This is a genomic window from Streptomyces spectabilis, assembly GCF_008704795.1.
Classification (GTDB): domain Bacteria; phylum Actinomycetota; class Actinomycetes; order Streptomycetales; family Streptomycetaceae; genus Streptomyces; species Streptomyces spectabilis.
Genome location: NZ_CP023690.1, coordinates 2,753,360 through 2,776,276, shown reverse-complemented (window position 1 = coordinate 2,776,276; position 22,917 = coordinate 2,753,360). Strand labels below are relative to the sequence as shown.

The following is a 22,917-nucleotide window of genomic DNA, read 5'->3' as shown; positions in this document are numbered from 1 at the left end:
ACCGGGGAGGCGCGCTCGCGCCTCCCCGGTTCGTTTGGTCCGGTATGAGCGAGAAGAACCGTGAGGGTAAGCGCACCGCCCGGGAGCGCCTAGCAGTGGAGCGTGAGCGGCAGAAGGCGCGCGACAGGCGGCGCCGCACGCTCCTGGTGAGCGCGGCGGTCGTCGGCGTGCTCGCCCTGGCCGCGGTCGGCGGCCTGCTCGCGGCCAACGCCGGGGACGACGACAAGAAGAAGGACAGCGCGGGCCCGGTCGTCGCCCCCACCGGCGCGGCGGGCAAGGACAAGCTGGCCATCCAGTCGGGCAAGGACGGCGCCAAGTCCACCCTCACCGTCTGGGAGGACTTCCGCTGCCCGGCCTGCAAGCAGTTCGAGGACGGCTACCGCTCGGCGATCAACGGCCTGGTGGACAAGGGACAGCTGAAGGTCCAGTACCACCTCGCGACCCTCATCGACGACAACATGGGCGGCTCCGGCTCCCTGCGCGCCGCCAACGCCGCCGCCTGCGCCCAGGACGCGGGCAAGTTCGCGCCGTACCACGACGTGCTGTTCCAGAACCAGCCGATGGAGACGGACGACGCCTTCGCGGACAACGACAAGCTGATCGAGCTCGCGGGCAAGGTCGAAGGACTCGACACCGCGCCCTTCAAGAAGTGCGTCACCGACGGCACGCACAACAGCTGGGTGACCAAGTCCGACAAGGCCTTCGAGGACGCGGGCCTGCGCGGCACGCCCACGGTCCTGCTCGACGGGAAGAACATCTTCGAGGACCAGAAGAACCCGCTGACCCCCGACAAGCTCAAGGCCGCCGTGGAGAAGGCGAACGGCTAGGCGGGTCCGCCCGGCGGCGGCCGGATCCCGTCCCGCCGCCGGGCCCCTGTTACGGACCCGTTGTCGGGCTGGTTGCCGTCGCCCCCGCCCAGCAAGGTAGCGTCGACCCTGCCATGGAATTTGCCTACATCCCCAGTCCTTCGCGCGGAGTGGTCGACCTCGGCCCCATCCCGCTGCGCGGCTACGCGTTCTGCATCATCATCGGCGTGTTCGTCGCCGTGTGGCTCGGCAACAAGCGGTGGGTCGCCCGTGGCGGGCAGCCCGGCACCGTGGCCGACATCTCCGTGTGGGCGGTGCCCTTCGGCCTGGTCGGCGGCCGCCTCTACCACGTGATCACGGACTACCAGCTGTACTTCGGCGACGGCCGTGACTGGGTGGACGCCTTCAAGATCTGGGAGGGCGGCCTCGGCATCTGGGGTGCGATCGCCTTCGGCGCGGTCGGCGCCTGGATCGGCTGTCGCAGGCGCGGCATCCCGCTGCCCGCCTGGGCCGACGCGCTGGCCCCCGGCATCGCCTTCGCCCAGGCGATCGGCCGCTGGGGCAACTGGTTCAACCAGGAGCTGTACGGCAGGGAGACGGACGTTCCGTGGGCGCTGAAGATCACCAGCTCCGACGACGGCCGCGTCCCCGGCACGTACCACCCGACGTTCCTGTACGAGTCGCTGTGGTGCATCGGTGTCGCGCTGCTGGTCATCTGGGCGGACCGGCGCTTCAAGCTGGGCCACGGCCGGGCGTTCGCGCTGTACGTCGCCTCGTACTGTGTAGGCCGCTTCTGGATCGAGTACATGCGGGTCGACGACGCGCACGAATTCCTCGGCCTGCGCCTGAACAACTGGACCGCGCTGCTCGTCTTCCTGCTCGCCGTGGTGTACCTCGTGCTCTCGGCCCGGCTGCGGCCGGGGCGTGAGGAGATCGTCGAGCCGGTTCCTGTCGGGGGCGCCCCCGACAGCGACAAGGCCGAGCCCGCGGACGCCCTGTCCGAGGCCGGGGCCGAGAAGCCCGGTGCCGGGAAGACCAGTCTGGACAAGGCCGGGTCCGACGGCGAGGCGGAGTCCGCTTCCAAGGGCTGACGCGGACGCGCCGTGACTACGGCGTGCGGTGGGCCAGCGCGAGCGTCCTGTGGGCCTGCTCCACCACCGCGCGGTCCACGAAGCGGCCGTCGGGGAGCGCCTGCGCTCCCTCCTCCGCGGCCGCCGCCTTGAGGACCTCCTCCGCCCGTTCGACCTCCTGCGGAGTCGGCAGGTACGCGCGCTCGATGACCGGCAGCTGACGCGGGTGGATCGCCGCGCGGCCGAGCAGGCCAAGGGCGCGGCCCCGGGCGCAGGACGCCGTGAGGCCGTCGGTGTCGCGGACGTCGGGGTAGACCGACTGGGCGGGCGGCGGGAGCCCCGCGGCCCGGGCCGCCACCACCACCCGGGAGCGGCACCAGTCGAGGCCCGCCTCGTCCCGTACGCCGAGGTCGGCGCGGAGGTCCGCCTCCCCGATGGACAGGCCGCGCAGCGCCGGGTGGGCGGTCGCGACGGCGAAGGCCCGCTCCACGCCCAGGGCCGATTCGAGCAGGGCGTACAGGGCGGGTGCGCCGCCGTCCCGGGGAGCGGCGCGTTCGGCGGTGCGGATCACGTCGTCGGCCGACGCGACCTTGGGCAGCCGCAGACCCGCGAGGCCGGGCAGCGGGGCGAGCGCCTCCAGGTCGGCGTCGGACAGGGGAGTGCCGAGGGCGTTCACGCGGACGTGGACCGGCACCGGGCACGGCTCGCCGAGCAGCTCGGCGGTGGCCGCGCGGGCGTACGCCTTGCGGCCGTGCGCCACCGCGTCCTCCAGGTCGACGATCACCACGTCCGCGCCCGCCACCAGCGCCTTGGCCACCACCTCGGGCCGGTCGCCGGGAGCGTACAGCCAGGTCAGCGGGTGCGGTCTCATAGCGCACCCGCCGTGCGCAGCGAGGCGATCTCCCCGGCCGTGAGGCCGAGTCCGGTGAGGATCTCGTCGGTGTCGGCGCCGTGCGGGCGGCCCGCCCAGCGGATCCCGCCGGGCGTCTCGGAGAGGCGGAACAGGACGTTCTGCATCCGCAGGGGGCCGAGCTCCGGGTCGGGGACCGTGGTGAGGGTGCCCAGGGCCGTGTACTGCGGATCCGTCATGACGTCCCGTACGTCCTGGACCGGGGCCACCGCCGCCTCCGCCTTCTCGAAGGCCTCGACGACCTCGGCGCGGGTGTGCCGGGCGATCCAGGTGCCGACCGCCTCGTCGAGGACGTCCGCGTGCGCGGCCCGCCCGGCGCCGGTGGTGAACCAGGGCTCGTCGGTCAGCTCGGGGCGGCCGACCAGGCGCATCACCCGCTCCGCGATCGACTGGGCCGACGTGGACACCGCGACCCAGCCGCCGTCGGCCGTGCGGTAGGTGTTGCGGGGCGCGTTGTTCGTGGAGCGGTTGCCGGTGCGCGGCTGTACGTGGCCCAGCTGGTCGTACCAGAGCGGCTGCGGGCCCAGGACCGTGAGGATCGGCTCGATGATCGCCATGTCGACGACCTGGCCCCGGCCCGTGCGGTCGCGGGCGGCGAGCGCCGTCATCACCGCGTACGCCGTGGCGAGCCCGGCGATGGAGTCCGCGAGGCCGAACGGCGGCAGCGTGGGCGGCCCTTCGGGCTCGCCGGTCACCGCCGCGAAGCCGCTCATCGCCTCGGCGAGGGTGCCGAAGCCGGGGCGGCGCGCGTACGGCCCGAACTGCCCGAAGCCCGTGACGCGGGCGAGCACCAGGCGCGGGTTGGCCGCGCTCAGCTCGTCCCAGCCCAGGTCCCACTTCTCCAGGGTGCCCGGGCGGAAGTTCTCCACGATCACGTCCGCGTCGGCGGCGAGGCGCAGGAGGGTGGTCCGGCCGCCGGGCGTCGACAGGTCGAGCGTCATGGTGCGCTTGTTGCGGCCGAGCAGCTTCCACCACAGGCCGATGCCGTCCTTCGCCGGGCCGTGGCCCCGCGACGGGTCGGGCCGCGTGGGGTGCTCGACCTTGATGACGTCCGCGCCGAAGTCGCCGAGGAACGTCGCGGCGAGCGGGCCCGCGAAGAGGGTGGCGAGGTCGATGACGCGCAGGCCGTCCAGCGGGGGCCGCGTCACCGCTCCGCCTCCGCCGCCGCGTCGATCTCCGTGCGGTACGGCATGGCGGCGGCCGCGCCGGGCCGCTGCACGGACAGCGCGGCCGCCGTCGAGGCCCAGCCGAGCGCGGACGGCAGGGGCCTGCCCTCGCCGAGCGCCGCCGCGAGCGCGCCCACGAAGGTGTCGCCCGCGCCCGTCGTGTCCACGGCCGTGACCCGGGGGGCGGGCACCGTGACCGGTTCGGCGCCGCGCGCCGCGTACAGGCTGCCCTCGGCGCCGAGCGTGACGACGACCTCCGGGACCCGGTCGAGGAGCGCGTGGGCCGCCGCGTGCGGGTCCGCGGCCCCGGTGAGCGCCGCGGCCTCGTGCTCGTTGGGGATCAACAGGTCGGTGGCGTCGAGGAGTTCGGGCGGCAGCTGCTGGGCGGGGGCGGGGGTGAGGACGGTGCGCACGCCGTGCTCGCGGGCGTGGCGCGCGGCGGCGACGACGCCGTCGAGCGGGATCTCCAGCTGGAGCAGGAGCAGATCGGCGGAGGTGATGAGGGCCTCGTCGCCGTGGGTCAGACCGGTCAGGGTGGCGTTGGCGCCGGGCACGACCACGATCGCGTTGCCGCCGTCGTCGTCGACGACGATGTGCGCGGTGCCGGTCGCGCCCTCCACGGTGCGCAGCAGGTCGGTGTCCACGCCCGAGTGGTCGAGCGCGGTGCGCAGCTGGGTGCCGAAGGCGTCGGTGCCGACCGCGCCGATCATCGAGACGGTGGCGCCCGCGCGGGCCGCGGCGACGGCCTGGTTGGCGCCCTTGCCGCCGGGGAAGGTGCGGAACTCGCGGCCGGTGACGGTCTCGCCGCGCCGCGGGGCCTCGGGCACGTAGGCGACCAGGTCCATGTTGGTGCTGCCCAGGACGACGATGTGGGGGGCCATCAGGGGGATGTCTCCTCTGTGGGGTGAGGGTGCGTCAGTTCATGGGTAAGAGTGGCCAGTTCGTCGAATCCGATGCCGTCGAAGGCGCCGACGGACGTGGCGAGGCGGTTCTTCAGCGGGGCCGTCCAGCGGGCCGGGAGCGCGTCCGGGTGCCCGGCGAGCAGGCCCGCGACCGAACCGGCCGTCGCGCCGTTGGAGTCCGTGTCCCAGCCGCCGGAGACCGCGCGCGTGATGGAGCCGGTGAAGTCGCCGTCGGCGTGGGTGAGGGCGGCGGCGAGCAGGGCCGCGTTCGGGACCACGTGGACCCAGTGGTAGCGGCCGTACGCGGTGTGCAGCGCGTCGACGACGTCGTCGAAGCGGCGTGTCGTACGGGCCAGTTCGATGCCGTGCCCGACGGCCTCGGCGAGGCGGGATCCGGGCGGCACCACCGTCAGGCCCGTCGCCAGGCAGTGGTGCACGTCGCCGCTTCCGGACGCGGCCTGAGCGATCGTGGCCGCCGCGAACATCGCGCCGTACACGCCGTTGCCGGTGTGGGTCAGACACGCGTCCCTGCGGGCCTGCTCGGCCGCCGCCCCGGGGTCGCCGGGGTGGGTCCAGCCGTGCACGTCCGCGCGGATCAGGGCGCCGATCCACTCGCGGAACGGGTTGCGGTGCCGGGCCGTGCGGGGCGGTACGACGCCGTTGAGGAGGTTGCGGTACGCGACGCGTTCGGCGGTGAAGGTGCGGGCGGCGGGGAGTTCGTCGAGCCACAGGGCGGCCACGTCCGCCGTGGTGAAGGCGGGGCCGTGCCGGCGCAGGAGCAGCAGGTTGAGGAGCGGGTAGTTGAGGTCGTCGTCCTCCGGCATGCCGTCGATGTTCTCGGCGAGGGACGTGGGGGCGGAGCGTCTGTTCCAGGGGTGGCGGGCGGTGAGCTCGGGCGGGACGCCCCGGGCCGTGAACCAGGTGGTCAGCGGCCAGTTGTCCGCTGCCCTTGCCAGGGCGCGGATGGCGTGCAGGGGGAGCTTCTCCACGGGTTTGCCCAGGAGGCAGCCCGCGGCTCTGCCGAGCCAGGCCGCGTGGACGCGGGCGTGGTGCCCTGCCGGGGGCTCCCCGATCCCGCCCCTTCCCGAAACCAAGGGGCTCCGCCCCCTGGACCCCCGGTTGTCGGCGCTTCGCGCCTCGTCCTCAAACGCCGGACGGGCTGGATCACCCAGCTCGTCCAAGAGTTGTTCCGCGAGGGACCGTAGGTAAGGTGGGGCGGGGTGGGGCGAGGCCCCCGAGGGGGGCGGGGCCGGGTGGCCGCCCGCTGCCAGCCAGCGGGTTCGGGCCTCGGTGACGTCGCGGCCCTCCTCTTCTGCCTGGCGGAGTTCGTGGGTGAGGAGGTCCTCGGGCTGGAGCCAGGTGAGGCGCATCAGGGGGTGCCGCCCGTCAGGGCCGTGAACGCCTGTTCGTGGGCGCGGCGGCGGGCCCGGTCCTTGGCGAAGACCTCTTCGGCGACCGCCGTCAGGGCGCGGGCCGGGGCGTGCAGGTCCAGGCGGCTCGCCTCGGCCACCCGCTTCGACCAGTCGGACGGGACCGCGGCCTCGCCGCGCAGGGCGCCCGCGAGCGCGCCGCTCATCGTGGCGATCGAGTCGCAGTCGCGGCCGTAGTTCACCGAGCCGAGGACGGTGGCGCGGTAGTCGCCGTCGCCGATCAGCAACATGCCGAGCGCGACGGGGAGTTCCTCGACGGCGTGCAGGCGCGAGGGGCGCCGGGCGCCGAGGGACGGGGCGCGGTAGTCGGGGCCGACGGTGTCGAAGGGGGCGACCGCCGCGCGCAGCGGGCGCAGCGCCGTCTCGTAGGCGCGGTGGCGGCCCGCCGTGTCCGCCACCGCCTCGATCGCCGCCCGCGTGCCGTCCTTGGCCAGGGCCAGACAGGTGTCGATCACCGTGGTGGGCGTCGCGCCGGGGGCGCAGGCCGCCGCCACGGCCGCCGCGAAGACGCCCGCCGCCTCCCGTCCGTACGACGACTGGTGCGCGCCCGCGACGTCCAGGGCCTCGGCGTACGCGGCCTCGGGGTGGGCGGCGTTGACCAGGCCGACCGGCGCCATGTACATCGCCGCGCCGCAGTTGACGATGTTGCCGCTGCCCGCCTCGCGCGGGTCCACGTGGCCGTAGTGCAGGCGGGCGACGAGCCACTTCTCGGCGAGGAAGACGCGGTGCAGGGGCAGGGCCTCGGCCTCGAGCTCCGGGATCCAGCGCGGGTTCGTCATCAGGTCGGGGACCAGGTGGTCGGCGACGGCGTACGCGTCCACGTGGTCGCGTACCGCGGCGTACACGCGGACCAGCGCGTGCGTCATCAAGGTGTCGTCGGTGACGTGGCCGTCGCCCTTGTGGTACGGGGCGATGGGGCGGGCCGTGCGCCAGGCGTCGCCGTGCCAGGGGCCGACGATGCCGTGCACCGGGCCGCCGTGCCGGTCCGCGATCTGTTCGGGGGAGTAGCCCTCCACGGGGCCGCCGAGCGCGTCGCCGACGGCCGCGCCCACGAGGGCACCGGTGACGCGGTCCTCGAGGAACGTCCTCTTCGGTGGTGGCATGCCTGGATCGCCCTCCTGGGGTGGTCAGTTCGTACGGGTCAGTTGTGCGGCCAGCTCCACCAGGTCGGTACCCGCGAGGCGCGGCAGGGCGCAGCCGGACAGGGTGCGGCAGGACGTGCGCCAGCTGTCGGGGATCGCGGCGGCCGTGCCCAGGACGCCGGTCAGGGCGCCGGCGAGCGCGGGTGCCGAGTCCGCCACGCGCGACAGACAGGCGGCGGCGGGCACCGCCTCGCGGACCCGGCCGCGGGCCGCGGCGGCCAGGGCCAGGGCGACGGGCACGGTCTCGGCGGCGGCGATGCCGTAGCTGTAGACGTGGTCGACGATCTCGTGCTCCAGGAGCGGGACCAGGGCGAACGTGGCGTCGGCCGCGGGGGCGCAGGTGCGGGCGAGCTTCACGGCGTGCCGGGCGTTGCGCCCGATCTCGGTGTGCTCGGGCAACTGGGCGAGGCCGGCGTCGACCGCGGCGTCGGGCCCGGCGCCGCCGAGGGCGGCCGCGATCGCCGCGGCCATCGCGCGGGCGCCGTGCACGCCGTCACCGTCCTGGGTGTAGCGGGCGTCGAACTCGGCCAGGTCGGCGGCCCGTTCGGGGTCGCCGGGGTGCACGACGGCCAGGACGCAGGCGCGCACGCAGGCCGCGTCGTCGAAGAAGTGCGGGTTGTCGTGGCCGGTGGCGGGCGGGGTGAGGCCCGCGGCCAGATTGCCGAGGCCCGCGCGCACGGAGATGCGGGCGCGCAGGGGGAGCACGGCGGACTCCACCTCCGGGGCGCGGGCCGCGGCGGCGGCGACCTCGCTGGCCAGGGTGTTCCAGGACAGGGCGAGGGTGGCGCGGGTGCGGCGGTCCCTGGTCAGGGTGGGGTCGAGGGTGCCGTCCGCGGCGCGGAGCACGGACTCGGCGGTGAGCGCGGCCCATTCGGCGTCGTCCGAGGGGCCGAGGCGCAGGGGCTCAGGGGGCTGGTTGAGGGCGATGGGGACGGGGAGGGTGGTGGTGGCGTTGTGCTCGGCGAAGGTGTCCAGTTCGCGGGTGAGGCGGCGGGTCCAGTCGGGCATGCGGGTCGCCCTGTGCCGGGCCGATGGCCAACCGGCGGCGTCGCCTGCCGCGAGGCCGAGCAGGAGGCCTTCGATCTGGGCCCCGTCGAGGGGGCGTCGGCCGGGGCTGCGCCCCTGGACCCGGGGCCTGGTTCCACAGTTGCTCGACACCGGGGGCTGTGCCCACCCGTCCCCAAGCTCTCGGCTTCGCTCGAGCAGGGGAGACCCCACTTGCCCTGCGGGACGATTGCCCACAGCAGTATCTGCTGTCAGGAGTTCCGCCACGTCCAGTACGTGGTGGCCCTTCATGGAGGGGAGGCAGGTGCCCCTTACCGGGCCGATCGCCGCTGACCACTCCGGGGGGATCGAGGCGGCGCCGCCCGTGGCTCCGGCGAGGGCGCCCGCCACCGCCGCCGTGGTGTCCGCGTCGCGGCCCATGTTGACCGCGGTGAGGACCGCCGTCGCGAAGTCGCCCCGGGCGGCCGCGTACGCGCCGAAGGCGAGGCCCACCGCCTCCGGGGCCAGGTCCGTCCAGGGGTAGCCGCCGATGACGACCGCCGAGCGGACCGCGCGTTCGCCCCGGTGGGCCACGGCGACGGCACGGCGCAGGGAGCGCGAGGTCCAGGAGTCGTACGGGATGACGGACAGGGCCGCCGCGACCACCGTCTCCACCGGGGCCCCGGCCATCGCCGCCGCGACGCCCGCGGCGACGGCCCGGCCGCCGTGGATGCCCTCGCCGTCGTGGCTGACGGTGCCGTCGACGGCGACCAGGCGTGCCGCCTCCGCTGGGCGGCCCGCGGCGAAGACGCCGAAGGGCGCGGCCCGCATCGCGAGGCCGTCGCTCCAGGCGTGCCGGTGCTGCGCGGAGATGGGCGCGGCCAGGCCCCTGCGGAGGTTCTCCAGGGTGCCGCGCTCGCTGAACCCGGCGCCTCGGAAGGGGCCTTCGTCCAGGTCGGCGATCCACCGGTGCCAGGCGTGCTCGACGTGCGCGACGGTGAGCGCGGAGCCGTGCCGGGCGAGCAGCAGGCCGGAGAAGATCGCGTACTCGGTGTCGTCGGTACCGGCCGGGTGCTCGGCGACGTACCCGGTGATGCGGCCCCAACGGCGGCGGATCTCGGACGGCTTCAGGTTCTCGGCGGGCGCGCCGAGCGCGTCGCCGACCGCCAGGCCGAGCAGGGCCCCGCGGGCCCGCTCGCGCAGTCCGCCCGCGCCGTCGGGCGCCGGGACCGGGGGAACACAGGCGACGGACGCCATGTCCTGCCTCCCATCGCGCTGAGTACCGCTGAGTAACGCTGAGTGCCGCTGAGTCGTGCTGGGAGCATCCCTGCCACGCCGCGCCACTCATGTGAGCATGCAGGCGCTCAGCATCACTCCTTCGGCATGTCCGCGACGGCTCTGCGACGGCTCCGCGCGGCCCGTGCCGGGCGTCTCACAGGGGTGTGTTTTCGCAGGTAAGTACGGCCTTCCTTGCTGGCGAGAGCGATTTTTCGCGCGTACTTTCGAGATCGCCGACGAGAAGTCAGAGCGATGTCGAGACGTACAGAGCCATTCCTGAGGGGGCCGCACCATGGCGATCATCGAGACCGAAGCGACACTGCACGAGGCGCACCGTGACAACCACACCCACCGTGACGTCAACGGTGGCTGGCTGCGCCCGGCCGTCTTCGGGGCCATGGACGGCCTGGTGTCCAACCTCGCCCTGATGACGGGCGTCGCGGGCGGGGCCGTGTCGCAGCAGACCATCGTGATCACCGGGCTCTCCGGGCTCGCGGCCGGTGCGTTCTCCATGGCCGCGGGCGAGTACACCTCGGTCGCCTCGCAGCGCGAACTGGTGCAGGCCGAACTGGACGTGGAGCGCCGGGAGTTGCGCAAGCACCCCAAGGACGAGGAGCAGGAGCTGGCCGCGCTCTACGAGTCCCGCGGCGTCGAGCCCGCCCTCGCCCGCGAGGTCGCGCGGCAGCTGTCGCGCGACCCCGAGCAGGCCCTGGAGATCCACGCCCGCGAGGAGCTCGGCATCGACCCGAGCGATCTGCCCTCGCCGGTCGTGGCGGCGGTCTCGTCCTTCGGCTCGTTCGCCCTCGGCGCGCTGCTCCCCGTGCTGCCGTATCTGCTGGGCGCCAGTGCCCTGTGGCCCGCGGTGCTGCTCGCGCTCGTCGGCCTGTTCGCCTGCGGCGCCGTCGTCGCCAAGGTGACCGCGCGGTCGTGGTGGTTCAGCGGGCTGCGGCAGCTCGTGCTCGGCGGGGCCGCGGCCGGTGTGACGTACGCCCTGGGCAGCCTGTTCGGGACGGCCGTAGGATGACCGATCGCCGGGGTATGCGGACTCTCGTACAAGTATCCGTTTCGAGACTGTTTCGATGCCTTGACCGGCGGGCATGAGCCGTAAGCGCTGCGGGCAATGAGGCCTGTGGTCGCTCCGGGCCACCGGTCACCGATCTGCCCGTTCAGGCCCCTCTCCGCCGCTCTCCATCCCCAGAGCGCTGTCCAGATACTGGAATGAAGTATCCGCTTTTCGAGAAGCGGCTCATCATGTAACCTGCACGAAATTTCGCCAGGGCCAACGTCGTCCCTCGCCGCCCGCGCCCCCAGAGCCTGGGAGGTGCCCCACCACGACGACGGGAGTGCCGATGCGTTCCGACGCCTGGTCGCCCATGGACGGTCGCCCCGCCCCGCAGGGCATGTACGACCCCCGGAACGAACACGACGCCTGTGGTGTCGGCTTCGTGGCCACCCTCACCGGTGAGGCGAGCCACGAGCTCGTCGAGCAGGCGCTGACCGTACTGCGCAACCTGGAACACCGCGGCGCCACCGGCTCCGAGCCGGACTCCGGAGACGGCGCGGGCATCCTGCTGCAGGTCCCGGACGCGTTCCTGCGCGAGGCCGCCGGCTTCGAGCTGCCCGCGGCGGGCGCGTACGCCGTCGGCATCGCCTTCCTGCCCCCGCACGGTGCGGACGAAGCCGTCTCACACATCGAGACGCTGGCCGCCGACGAGGGCCTCACCGTCCTCGGCTGGCGCGAGGTGCCGGTCGCCCCGACGCTGCTCGGCGCCACCGCCCGCGCCACCATGCCGGTCTTCCGGCAGCTCTTCGTCGCCGACGGGGAGAGCACCGGCCTCGCCCTGGACCGCAAGGCCTTCGTCCTGCGCAAGCGCGCCGAGCGCGAGGCCGCCACCTACTTCCCTTCGCTCTCCGCGCGCACGATCGTCTACAAGGGCATGCTGACCACCGGCCAGCTGGAGCCCTTCTTCCCCGATCTGTCCGACCGCCGCTTCGCGACGGCGATCGCGCTCGTCCACTCGCGCTTCTCGACGAACACCTTCCCGAGCTGGCCGCTCGCGCACCCCTACCGCTTCGTCGCCCACAACGGCGAGATCAACACCGTGCAGGGCAACCGCAACTGGATGCGGGCCCGGGAGTCGCAGCTGGTCGGCGAGGTGTTCGGGAGCCAGGAGACGCTGGAGCGGACCTTCCCGGTGTGTACGCCGGACGCGTCCGACTCCGCGTCCTTCGACGAGGTCCTCGAACTGCTCCACCTCGGCGGCCGCTCCCTGCCGCACAGCGTGCTCATGATGATCCCGGAGGCGTGGGAGAACCACGCCTCGATGGACCCGACCCGGCGCGCCTTCTACCAGTACCACTCCACGATGATGGAGCCCTGGGACGGCCCCGCCTGCGTCACCTTCACCGACGGCACCCAGGTCGGCGCCGTCCTGGACCGCAACGGCCTGCGCCCGGGGCGCTACTGGGTCACCGACGACGGCCTCGTCGTGCTCGGCTCCGAGGTCGGCGTCCTCGACATCGACCCCGCCAAGGTCGTCCGCAAGGGCCGCCTCCAGCCCGGCCGGATGTTCCTCGTCGACACCGTCGAGCACCGCATCGTCGAGGACGACGAGATCAAGGCGGGGCTCGCCGCCGAGAAGCCGTACCAGGAGTGGCTGGAAGCCGGCGAGATCGAGCTCTCCGACCTGCCTGAGCGCGAGCACATCGTGCACACCCACGCCTCCGTCACCCGCCGCCAGCAGACCTTCGGCTACACCGAGGAGGAGCTGCGGATCCTGCTCGCGCCGATGGCCAAGGCCGGCGCGGAGCCGATCGGCTCGATGGGCACGGACACCCCGATCGCGGCCCTCTCCGAGCGGCCGCGGCTGATCTTCGACTACTTCACGCAGCTGTTCGCCCAGGTCACCAACCCGCCCCTGGACGCCATCCGCGAGGAGCTGGTCACCTCGCTGCGCTCCTCGCTGGGGCCGCAGGGCAACCTCCTGGAGCCGTCCGCCGCCTCGTGCCGCTCCGTCACGCTGCCCTTCCCGGTCATCGACAACGACGAGCTGGCCAAGCTCATCCACATCAACGCCGACGGCGACATGCCCGGCATGAAGGCCGCGACCCTCTCCGGCCTGTACCGGGTGCACGGCGGCGGCGACGCGCTCGCCGCCCGCATCGAGGAGATCTGCGCCGAGGCCGATGCCGCCATCGAGGCCGGGGCCCGCCTCGTCGTGCTCTCCGACCGGCACTCCGACGCCGAGCACGCGCCGATCCCCTCGCTGCTTCTCACCGCGGCCGTCCACCACCACCTCATCCGCACCAAGCAGCGCACCCAGGTGGGCCTGCTCGTCGAGGCGGGCGACGTGCGCGAGGTGCACCACGTCGCGCTGCTCATCGGCTTCGGCGCCGCGGCCGTCAACCCGTACCTGGCGATGGAGTCCGTCGAGGACCTGGTGCGCGCGGGCACCTTCCTGCCCGGCATCGAGGCCGAGCAGGCCATCCGCAACCTCATCTACGCCCTCGGCAAGGGCGTGTTGAAGGTGATGTCCAAGATGGGCATCTCCACGGTCGCCTCCTACCGCGGCGCGCAGGTCTTCGAGGCCGTCGGCCTGGAGGCGTCCTTCGTCGAGAAGTACTTCAACGGCACCGCCTCCAAGATCGGCGGAGTCGGCATCGACGTCATCGCCCGCGAGGTCGCCGCCCGCCACGCCAAGGCCTACCCGGCCTCCGGGATCGCGCCCGCGCACCGGGCCCTGGACATCGGCGGCGAGTACCAGTGGCGCCGCGAGGGCGAGCCGCACCTCTTCGACCCCGAGACGGTCTTCCGCCTCCAGCACTCCACCCGCAACCGCCGGTACGACGTCTTCAAGCAGTACACGGACCGCGTGAACGAGCAGTCCGAGCGGCTGATGACGCTGCGCGGCCTGTTCGGCTTCAAGTCCGAGCGCCCCTCGATCCCGGTGGACGAGGTCGAGCCGGTCTCCGAGATCGTCAAGCGCTTCTCCACCGGCGCCATGTCGTACGGCTCCATCTCCCGCGAGGCGCACGAGACGCTCGCCATCGCGATGAACCAGCTCGGCGGCAAGTCCAACACCGGCGAGGGCGGCGAGGACCCGGACCGCCTCTACGACCCGGCGCGCCGCTCCAGCATCAAGCAGGTCGCCTCCGGCCGCTTCGGCGTCACCTCCGAGTACCTGGTCAACGCCGACGACATCCAGATCAAGATGGCGCAGGGCGCCAAGCCCGGCGAGGGCGGCCAGCTGCCCGGCCACAAGGTCTACCCGTGGGTCGCCAAGACGCGTCACTCGACGCCGGGCGTGGGCCTGATCTCCCCGCCGCCGCACCACGACATCTACTCCATCGAGGACCTGGCGCAGCTGATCCACGACCTGAAGAACGCGAACCCGCAGGCGCGGATCCACGTGAAGCTGGTCTCCGAGGTCGGCGTCGGCACCGTCGCCGCGGGCGTCTCCAAGGCGCACGCGGACGTCGTCCTCATCTCCGGCCACGACGGCGGCACGGGCGCGTCCCCGCTGACCTCCCTGAAGCACGCGGGCGGCCCCTGGGAGCTCGGCCTCGCCGAGACCCAGCAGACCCTGCTGCTCAACGGCCTGCGCGACCGCATCGTCGTGCAGACCGACGGCCAGCTCAAGACCGGCCGCGACGTCGTCATCGCCGCGCTGCTCGGCGCCGAGGAGTTCGGCTTCGCGACCGCTCCGCTCGTGGTGTCCGGCTGCGTCATGATGCGCGTCTGCCACCTGGACACCTGCCCCGTCGGCATCGCCACGCAGAACCCCACGCTGCGCGACCGCTTCAGCGGCAAGGCCGAGTACGTCGTGAACTTCTTCCAGTTCATCGCCGAGGAGGTCCGCGAGCTCCTCGCCGAGCTCGGCTTCCGCTCCATCGAGGAGGCCGTCGGCCACGCCGAGCTCCTCGACACCACGCGCGCCGTCAACCACTGGAAGGCCCAGGGCCTCGACCTCGCGCCGCTGTTCCACGTCCCGGACCTGGCCGAGGGCGCGGTGCGCCACCAGCTCGTCGCGCAGGACCACGGCCTGGAGAAGGCGCTCGACAACGAGCTGATCAGGCTCGCCGCCGACGCGCTCGCCGCGAACTCCCTCCAGGACGCCCAGCCGGTCCGCGCCCAGGTCGCCATCCGCAACATCAACCGCACCGTCGGCACCATGCTCGGCCACGAGGTGACGAAGAAGTTCGGCGGCGCGGGCCTGCCCGACGACACCATCGACATCACCTTCACCGGCTCGGCGGGCCAGTCCTTCGGCGCCTTCGTGCCGCGCGGCATCACGCTGCGCCTGGAGGGCGACGCCAATGACTACGTCGGCAAGGGCCTCTCCGGCGGCCGCGTGATCGTCCGCCCGGACCGGGGCGCCGACCACCTCGCCGAGTACTCGACGATCGCGGGCAACACCATCGCGTACGGTGCGACGGGCGGCGAGCTGTTCCTCCGCGGCCGCACGGGCGAGCGGTTCTGCGTCCGCAACTCCGGTGCGACGGTCGTGTCCGAGGGCGTGGGCGACCACGGCTGCGAGTACATGACCGGCGGCCACGCCGTGGTGCTCGGCGAGACCGGCCGCAACTTCGCGGCGGGCATGTCGGGCGGCATCGCGTACGTCATCGACCTCGACCGCGACAACGTCAACGCCGGGAACCTGGCGGCCGTCGAGGCCCTGGACGACACCGACGAGCAGTGGCTGCACGACGTCGTGCGCCGCCACCAGGAGGAGACCGGCTCCACGGTCGCCGAGAAGCTGCTCGCGGAGTGGGACACGGCCGTGACCCGCTTCAGCAAGATCATCCCCAGTACGTACAAGGCCGTGCTCGCCGCCAAGGACGCCGCCGAGCGAGCCGGACTCTCCGAGTCCGAGATCACCGAGAAGATGATGGAGGCGGCGACCAATGGCTGATCCCAAGGGCTTTCTGCACCACGGCCGTGAGGTCGCCCGGACCCGCCCGGTGGGCGAGCGCGTCCAGGACTGGAACGAGGTCTACGTCCCGGGCTCGCTGCTCCCGATCATCTCCAAGCAGGCCTCGCGCTGCATGGACTGCGGCATCCCCTTCTGCCACAACGGCTGCCCGCTGGGGAACCTGATCCCCGAGTGGAACGACTACGCGTACCGCGAGGACTGGTCGGCGGCCTCCGAGCGGCTGCACGCCACGAACAACTTCCCGGAGTTCACCGGGCGGCTCTGCCCGGCCCCCTGCGAGTCGGCGTGCGTCCTCGGCATCAACCAGCCGGCCGTCACCATCAAGAACGTCGAAGTCTCGATCATCGACAAGGCGTGGGAGACGGGCGACGTGGCGCCGCAGGCGCCGGAGCGCCTGAGCGGCAAGACGGTCGCCGTCATCGGCTCGGGCCCGGCCGGGCTCGCCGCCGCCCAGCAGCTCACCCGGGCGGGCCACACCGTCGCCGTCTACGAGCGCGCGGACCGCATCGGCGGTCTCCTGCGCTACGGCATCCCCGAGTTCAAGATGGAGAAGCGGCACATCAACCGGCGCATCGAGCAGATGCGCGCGGAGGGCACCAAGTTCCGCACCGGCGTGGAGATCGGCCGCGACATCGACGCGGCGAAGCTGCGCAAGCGGTACGACGCCGTGGTCGTCGCGGCGGGCGCCACGACGGCCCGCGACCTGCCGGTGCCCGGCCGCGAGCTCAAGGGCGTCTACCAGGCCATGGAGTACCTGCCGCTCGCCAACAAGGTGCAGGAGGGCGACTACGTGGTGACGCCCGTCTCCGCCGAGGGCAAGCACGTCGTCGTCATCGGCGGCGGCGACACCGGGGCGGACTGCGTGGGCACCGCGCACCGCCAGGGCGCGGCGTCCGTCACCCAGCTGGAGATCATGCCCCGCCCCGGCGAGGACCGGGCTCCCGGTCAGCCCTGGCCGACCTTTCCCATGCTCTACAAGGTCACCTCCGCCCACGAGGAGGGCGGCGAGCGCGTCTACTCCGTCTCGACGACCCACTTCGAGGGCGACGAGGACGGGAACGTGCAGTGGCTGCACCTGGTCGAGGTCGCCTTCGTGGACGGCAAGCTCACACAGAAGCCGGGCACGGAGCGTCGGATTCCGGCGCAGCTCGTGACCCTCGCGATGGGCTTCACCGGTACGGACCGGGAGAACGGTCTGGTGGACCAGTTCGGCATCGACCTGGACGAGCGTGGCAATATTGCCCGTGACGGTGACTTCCACACCAACGTGCCGGGCGTCTTCGTCGCGGGTGACGCGGGGCGTGGCCAGTCGCTGATCGTCTGGGCGATCGCCGAGGGCCGCTCGGCCGCGCGCGGTGTGGACCGGTTCCTCACCGGCGCGAGCGACCTCCCGGCCCCGATCCGTCCCTCGGACCGTTCCCTTACGGTCTGACCCTGTTTGTCCCGTACAACGGCGTGCGGAACTGAGCGCGGTGCCTGCCGTGTCCCCGACCGGACCTTCGGCAGGCGCCGCGCACCCTTGCCCCGGGCCTTCCGGGGCCGGGGCCCTGCCGGGGCGCTGGGCGGCCCCCTGCCCTTCGCTAGGCCTCTCGGACTGTTCCTCCCTGGCCGGGCTCTCGGCCTGCCTCGGGTTCCTCGGGTTGTGGGCTCTGGTCTTGCTGGGGTGCGGGGTGGCGGCTGACGGGGGCGCTGGCGCTTGCGGGGTGGCGGTTGACGCTGACGCTGAGGCCGGGGGACGAGGTGCCGCGCTCCGCGCGCCGGGGCGGGCCCACCCACCCGCCCCCACCAGGCACGGGCGTGAGGGCCCCTGCCGAGGCACCGGCGACCGCCCCGGGCCCTGCGCGCGGGGCTTCGAGCCGGGCGCGCTGCCCGCAGCGGGGCGGCCCCACCCACCCGCCCCCACCCGCCCCCACCCGGGCCAGGGCTCGGTGCCTGTACTGCGGAAGCTGAGAGGGCGCCGACCCCCGTGGGCCCGGCCGGAGCGCTCCGGGTCGAGCCTGTGCCTTACGCGGCGGTCCTGGCCTCCACCGGGGGCCGGAACGGTGGCGGCTCACGTGCTTGGCCGTGCCGCTGGGCGCCGAGGTCCCGTCCGCAGACGGGGCGGTCCCGACACCTGCCCGGGCCGGTACGGCTTGAAGGCCTGGCCCGGCCCGTGCACCCGGACGTACTGCTCCAAGCCGAGCTCGCGTTCGCGCCCCGGCCCGGTCCCGCCGCCCGCCCCCTCCGTGTCGCCCTTGCCGCAGAGGGCGGCTCACGCACCCGAGCGGGCCGATGCCGCGTCCGTACGACGAGGGCCCGCCCCGCCGCCGCCCGGACGCAGCGCCTCCCTGCGGGCACAGCGGGCGGCCAGGAGCGAGGGCATCCGTGAGCCTGGTCGAGGCGCTGCGAGTCAGGCCGGTAGTGGCCTCGCCTGAGGTGTGAGGTGACGTTGGGGTCGGGGAGGGCGGTCCCGACCGGAAGCTCCGTGCCCCGGTGTACGGATGCCGCCCCACCTGCCGGAGCTGGTGGTGGGCCCCGGCCGTGTGGAGCGGGGGCCGACGGGAGGCCTTGTGGGCGGGTGCGGGGTGCCGATCCGCTTGACCTCGCACTCAGGCGTGGCCAGCGGTGGTCGTACCTGTCCGCTTGGGGCGACGCGAGGGCGCTGGGGTGGGGTGCCGTGTGTGGGTGCGGGGTGTGGTCGGGGCTTCGGCGCCGGCCCCAACTGGCGCTTGGGCGTGGGCAGGTGGCTGTGCCTGCGCGGCCTTGTGTGGCGGGGCTGGGTGTGAGGCGCCGTGCCGGGGCGCGCTGTCCCGGTCGGCTTCCTCAAGCCGTGCCGGGTGGGGGTGGGCGGTGGGACCGCGCGGGTCTGGGGCAGGGCCTCGACGGGAGGCCCCGTGGGCGGGTGCGAGGTGCCGCCCCGCTTGACCTCGTACTTAGGCGTGGCCAGCGGCGTCGCACCTGTCCGCTTGGCGCGGCGCGCGGTGCGGCGCCGGGGGCAGCGCCCGTGGGGTGCCGCGGCGGGGTGCTGGGCGGGGGCGGTTGGCGCGACCGCGTCAGTGCGTAGGGCAGGGGCCCTGAGGAGGGTGCTGCGTGTGGGTGCGGGGTGTGGTCGGCTGGGCTTCGGCACCGGCCCCAACTGGCGTTTGGGCGTGGGCAGGTGGCTGTGCCTGCGCGGCCTTGTGTGGCGGGGCTGGGTGTGAGGCGCCGTGCCGGGGCGCGCTGTCCCGGTCGGCTTCCCCAAGCGTGCTGGGCGGGGGTGGGCGGTGGGGCCGCGCGGGTGTGGAGAGCGGGGCTCGACGGGAGGCTCCGTGAGTGGGTACGAGGTGCGCCGTGCCGGGTGGGGAGGGCGGTGGGACCGCGCAGGCGTGGGGAGAGGGGCTCGACGGGAGGCCCATGGATGGGCGCGAGGCCGTGCCGGGTGAGTGGTGGGACCGAGCGGGTCTGGGGCAGAGGCCCGACGGGAGGCCCCGTGAGTGGGTGCGAGGTGCCGGATGGGGCGGGTGGTGGGGGTGCGTGGTCGTGTGGTGCTGGGGTCCGACGGGAGGCTCCGTGAGTGGGTGTCAGGTGTCGTGTCAGGTGGGGCGGGTGGTGGGGGGCACGTGGTTGTGTGGGGCTGGGGCGCGACGGGAGGCTCCGTGAGTGGGTGTCAGGTGCCGTGTCGGGTGGGGCGGGTGGTGGGGGGCCACGTGGCTGTGTGGGGCTCGGGCTCGACGGGAGGCCCCATGAGTGGGTGGGTGGTGGGGCCGCGTGGGTCGGGGAGCCGGGGGCCGCGGGTGGGCCCCGGTGTTGGGGGGCCTTTGCCCTTGGGCCGGTTGGAGTGTCCGAGTCGCCCCCGGCGGTGGGGCCCGTGGCCGGGCTGTGGGGTCGTCTCAGTGGTCGGGGGGCCGGGTGGGCCCGTGAGGTGGGGGCAGGGCTGCGGGGTGGGCGGGTGGGGGAGAGCGTCCCCCGCGGGGCGGTAGATGTGCGGCAAACGGGTGGGACCGCGGAGCCGGTCCGCCGCGCCGCGACGACGTAGGACACCGTCGGAACACAGCGATAGCGCACCGCGCAACGGTGATTACGGTTCGGCCGCTTCCCCGAAAGGGTCTAGACCGCCAACACCCTGCGTGAGCACAATCGCTCCCACTACAAGAACCTGAAGGGGGCCGGCATGAAGCGACGTGTCATCGCGGCGGGTTGTATCGCCCTGACGCTCGGTCTGACCGCAACCGCGTGCGGCGATGACGGCGACGGGGGCAAGGGCGGCAAGGCCGACGGCAAGGGCAAGACCCTCACCGTATGGATCATGGAGGGGACCAACCCCGACCCCCGGCCCTTCTTCAAGGAGGTCGGCGCGGCCTTCGAGAAGAAGACCGGTGCCAAGATCAAGGTCGAGTACCAGCAGTGGGCCACCGCCCAGAAGAAGTTCACGACGGCCATCGAGGGCGGCGAGGACCAGGTCCCGGACGTCGCCGAGGTCGGCACGACGTGGGTGCCGCAGTTCGCCGAGACCGGCGCGCTCGTCGACGTCAGCGACGACCTGAAGAAGTCGGGTCTGGCGAACGACCTGGTGGAGGGCCTGAAGGACGCGGGCACCCTGGACGGCAAGCAGTACGGCATGCCCTGGTACGCGGGCGTGCGGTCCATCGTCTACCGCAAGGACGTCTTCGAGAAGCACGACCTGAAGCCGCCGACCACCTGGAAGGAGCTCCAGGAGACGGCGAAGACGCTCAAGGAGAAGGAGCCGGACAAGATCGCCTTCCCGGTGGCGGGCGGCGCGGAGATGTTCGCGACGGCCTTCGTCTGGGGCGCGGGCGGTGAACTCGCCACCCAGCAGGGCGACAAGTGGAAGTCCGCGATCAACTCGCCCGAGGCCGTGAAGGGCATCAAGTACTACACGGACCTCGCACGGAAGGACCGCGTCTCCCCGGCCAAGGTCAACACCTGGACCGAGAAGGAGGTCGGCGACGCCTGGAACAAGGGCCAGATCTCGATGTCGGTCGGCGGCAACTGGACCCCCAAGGCCATCGTCGAGGCGAACCCGAAGCTCAAGGGCAAGCTCGGCGCCGTGCCGATCCCCGGGCAGACCGGCGGCATGAGCAAGTCCTTCCTCGGCGGCTCCTACCTCTCCGCGTTCAACACGGACAAGAAGGAACTCGCCTGGGAGCTGGTCAAGTTGATGACCACCGGTGAGTTCGCCGCGAAGTGGGCCAAGCAGACCAACTACTTCCCCGGCCAGAACTCCGAGCTGAAGAAGATCGAGGCCCAGAAGGACCCGCTGGTCGAGCCGTTCGCGAAGCAGATGATCGAGGCCGGCGCCACCGTCCCGAAGACCAAGGCGTACGGCGAGATCCAGGCCTCGCAGGTCATCACCGGCATGGTCCAGTCGATCCTCACGGGCAAGTCGTCCGTCCAGGACGCCGCGGACAAGGCGGCGAAGGACATGGACGACATCTTCGCCAAGGACAAGTGAGCGAAAGACGAGTCACGCCGTGAAAGACACGCTCGTCAGTGACGGGCCGGAGGTCACGCCTTCGGTCCGCCCGCAATCCGACGACGGTGGCGCCGAAGCCGCGCGCCGCCGCAAGAAACTGGTCACCCTCACCCGGCCCTGGCTGCTGCTCACGCCCTCGCTGATCGTGCTCGTGGGGCTGCTCCTGTGGCCCCTGATCCAGGTCGGCAAGCTCTCGCTGCAGGACTACAAGGTCAAGTTCGGCGGTGGCGAGGGCACGTACATCGGCTTCGACCACTACAAGGACCTGCTGACCGGCGACCTGCTGTGGAAGACGGTCCTGCCGAACACGGTGTTCTTCGCGCTCGCGTGCGTCGGCCTGACCGTCGTGCTCGGCACGCTCGTGGCCCTGCTGCTCAACCGGCTCGGCCCGACGTGGAAGCTGATCTGCTCGGTGTCCATCCTGGCCGCGTGGGCGATGCCCGCGGTCACCGGGACGTATGTGTGGATCTGGCTGTTCTCGCCGGAGGACGGCATGATCAGCCAGGTCGCGGACTCGGTCGGCCTGATCGACGCGGAGACCACCAACTGGTTCACCGAACGGCTGCCGTTCTACGGGATCGCCACGATCAACGTCGTGCACCACGGCTTCCCGTTCGTCGCGATCACCGTGCTCGCCGGGCTCCTCACCATCCCGAAGGAGCTGTACGAGGCGGGCGAGATCGACGGCGCCAACGCCTGGCAGCGGTTCTGGCGCATCACCGTGCCGAGCATCAAGCCGGTGTTCCTGGTGGTGACCATCCTGTCCACCATCTGGGACTTCAAGGTCTTCACCCAGGTCTTCCTGATGCCGGGAGGCAGCGGCTCCAACCCGGACGTCTACAACCTCGGCGTCTACTCGTACATCGAGGCGTTCGCCAAGAACGACTACGGTACGGGCGCCGCGGCCGCGGTCCTCCTGACGCTGCTGCTCCTGGTGATCACCATCGTCTACATCCGCACGCTGTTCCGGCAGGGGGAGGAGGACCTGTGAGCGTCCGCCGTACCACGCTCGCCTCGCGCGTCGGCCTGCCGGTCGCGGTGATCGCGCTGCTGGTCTTCACGCTGTTCCCGGTCTACTGGATGGTCTCCACGGCCCTCGACCCGAAGGCGCTCACGCGCGGCTCGGACCTGCTGCCGAGCGGAGTGACGTTCGAGCACTTCGACTTCGTCTTCGACCGGGGCAACTTCGGCCAGTACCTGCTGAACTCGGCGATCGTCGGCATCGCCACGATCGCCGCGGCGGCCGCGCTCTCGCTGTTCGCGGCGATCGCGGTGGCCCGGTTCAAGTTCAAGTTCCGCACCTCCGTGCTGATCATGGTTCTGATCGTGCAGATGGTGCCGCTGGAGGCCCTCGTCATCCCGCTGTTCATCCAGATGCGGGACTTCGAGATGCTGAACTCGCTGCTCGGCCTTTCGGTGGTGTACATCGCCCTGTCGCTGCCGTTCGCGATCTGGACCCTGCGCGGCTTCGTCGCGGCGGTGCCCAAGGAGGTCGAGGAGGCGGCGTACATCGACGGCGCGTCCTGGTTCCGCATGTTCTGGTCGGTGCTGCTCCCGCTGGTCGGACCCGGCCTGGTGGCCACCTCGATCTTCGCCTTCATCACGGCGTGGAACGAGTTCGTGTTCGCGTACACCTTCATGAAGGGCAGCGACAAGTACACGGCGGCCGTGGGCATCTTCCAGTTCTTCGGTGAGAACACCACCTCCTGGGGGCCGGTCATGGCCAGCTCCACGCTGGTCACGCTGCCGGTGATGATCTTCTTCGTGATCGTGCACCGCAGGCTGGGCTCCGGCCTCGCGGCCGGTGCGGTCAAGGGCTGACCCGCCCCCGCGCCCGGCACGGG

At 72.6% G+C, this 22,917-nt stretch carries 14 protein-coding genes and 1 pseudogene; 8 read left to right on the top strand and 7 right to left on the bottom strand.

What is annotated here, in order from left to right; translation table 11 throughout:
* The first annotated feature begins 44 nt into the window (after positions 1 to 44).
* Both CP982_RS11945 and lgt read left to right on the top strand, forming a co-directional pair.
* Complete coding sequence (locus CP982_RS11945) at positions 45 to 827, top strand: DsbA family protein (protein WP_150510500.1); 783 nt, start codon at positions 45 to 47, stop codon at positions 825 to 827.
* Between the two features lie 113 nt (positions 828 to 940).
* Positions 941 to 1,897, top strand: coding sequence for a prolipoprotein diacylglyceryl transferase (lgt, locus tag CP982_RS11940; protein WP_150510499.1), 957 nt, complete (start codon positions 941 to 943; stop codon positions 1,895 to 1,897).
* Between the two features lie 16 nt (positions 1,898 to 1,913).
* Here lgt and CP982_RS11935 read toward each other — a convergent pair whose 3' ends face one another.
* The 7 genes and pseudogenes from CP982_RS11935 to CP982_RS11905 all read right to left on the bottom strand — a co-directional run.
* The gene (locus CP982_RS11935) at positions 1,914 to 2,747 is read right to left on the bottom strand and encodes an HpcH/HpaI aldolase/citrate lyase family protein (protein ID WP_150510498.1); all 834 of its coding nucleotides are present in this window, start codon (positions 2,745 to 2,747) and stop codon (positions 1,914 to 1,916) included.
* Positions 2,744 to 3,934, bottom strand: coding sequence for a CaiB/BaiF CoA transferase family protein (locus tag CP982_RS11930; RefSeq protein WP_150510497.1), 1,191 nt, complete (start codon positions 3,932 to 3,934; stop codon positions 2,744 to 2,746). Before CP982_RS11930 ends, CP982_RS11935 begins: the two co-directional genes overlap by 4 nt.
* The gene (rbsK, locus tag CP982_RS11925) at positions 3,931 to 4,833 is read right to left on the bottom strand and encodes a ribokinase (protein ID WP_150510496.1); all 903 of its coding nucleotides are present in this window, start codon (positions 4,831 to 4,833) and stop codon (positions 3,931 to 3,933) included. Before rbsK ends, CP982_RS11930 begins: the two co-directional genes overlap by 4 nt.
* Complete coding sequence (locus CP982_RS11920) at positions 4,833 to 6,224, bottom strand: ADP-ribosylglycohydrolase family protein (protein WP_150510495.1); 1,392 nt, start codon at positions 6,222 to 6,224, stop codon at positions 4,833 to 4,835. The genes rbsK and CP982_RS11920 overlap by 1 nt, the downstream gene beginning before the upstream one ends.
* Positions 6,224 to 7,387: an ADP-ribosylglycohydrolase family protein gene (locus tag CP982_RS11915; RefSeq protein ID WP_150510494.1), complete on the bottom strand. Its 1,164-nt coding sequence runs from the start codon at positions 7,385 to 7,387 to the stop codon at positions 6,224 to 6,226. Before CP982_RS11915 ends, CP982_RS11920 begins: the two co-directional genes overlap by 1 nt.
* Before the next feature lie 24 nt (positions 7,388 to 7,411).
* Positions 7,412 to 8,509, bottom strand: coding sequence for an ADP-ribosylglycohydrolase family protein (locus CP982_RS11910; protein WP_229878935.1), 1,098 nt, complete (start codon positions 8,507 to 8,509; stop codon positions 7,412 to 7,414).
* Positions 8,510 to 8,827: 318 nt separating this feature from the next.
* Positions 8,828 to 9,667, bottom strand: a pseudogene (locus CP982_RS11905) (ADP-ribosylglycohydrolase family protein); the annotation flags it as partial.
* Positions 9,668 to 9,980: 313 nt separating this feature from the next.
* Here CP982_RS11905 and CP982_RS11900 point away from each other — a divergent pair.
* From CP982_RS11900 to CP982_RS11875, 6 genes are all read left to right on the top strand, one after another.
* Positions 9,981 to 10,712, top strand: a complete 732-nt coding sequence (locus tag CP982_RS11900) for a VIT1/CCC1 transporter family protein (RefSeq protein WP_150510493.1) — start codon at positions 9,981 to 9,983, stop codon at positions 10,710 to 10,712.
* 376 nt (positions 10,713 to 11,088) lie between these two features.
* A complete protein-coding gene (gltB, locus tag CP982_RS11895; protein ID WP_150515434.1) occupies positions 11,089 to 15,600 on the top strand; it encodes a glutamate synthase large subunit in 4,512 nt (1,503 codons plus the stop codon).
* Positions 15,593 to 17,053, top strand: a complete 1,461-nt coding sequence (locus CP982_RS11890; RefSeq protein WP_150510492.1) for a glutamate synthase subunit beta — start codon at positions 15,593 to 15,595, stop codon at positions 17,051 to 17,053. Before gltB ends, CP982_RS11890 begins: the two co-directional genes overlap by 8 nt.
* A 2,697-nt stretch (positions 17,054 to 19,750) precedes the next feature.
* The gene (locus CP982_RS11885) at positions 19,751 to 21,052 is read left to right on the top strand and encodes a sugar ABC transporter substrate-binding protein (RefSeq protein ID WP_150510491.1); all 1,302 of its coding nucleotides are present in this window, start codon (positions 19,751 to 19,753) and stop codon (positions 21,050 to 21,052) included.
* A 19-nt stretch (positions 21,053 to 21,071) separates the two neighbouring features.
* Positions 21,072 to 22,064: a carbohydrate ABC transporter permease gene (locus CP982_RS11880; protein ID WP_150510490.1), complete on the top strand. Its 993-nt coding sequence runs from the start codon at positions 21,072 to 21,074 to the stop codon at positions 22,062 to 22,064.
* Positions 22,061 to 22,894, top strand: coding sequence for a carbohydrate ABC transporter permease (locus CP982_RS11875; protein WP_150510489.1), 834 nt, complete (start codon positions 22,061 to 22,063; stop codon positions 22,892 to 22,894). The genes CP982_RS11880 and CP982_RS11875 overlap by 4 nt, the downstream gene beginning before the upstream one ends.
* The last annotated feature ends 23 nt before the right edge of the window (positions 22,895 to 22,917 follow it).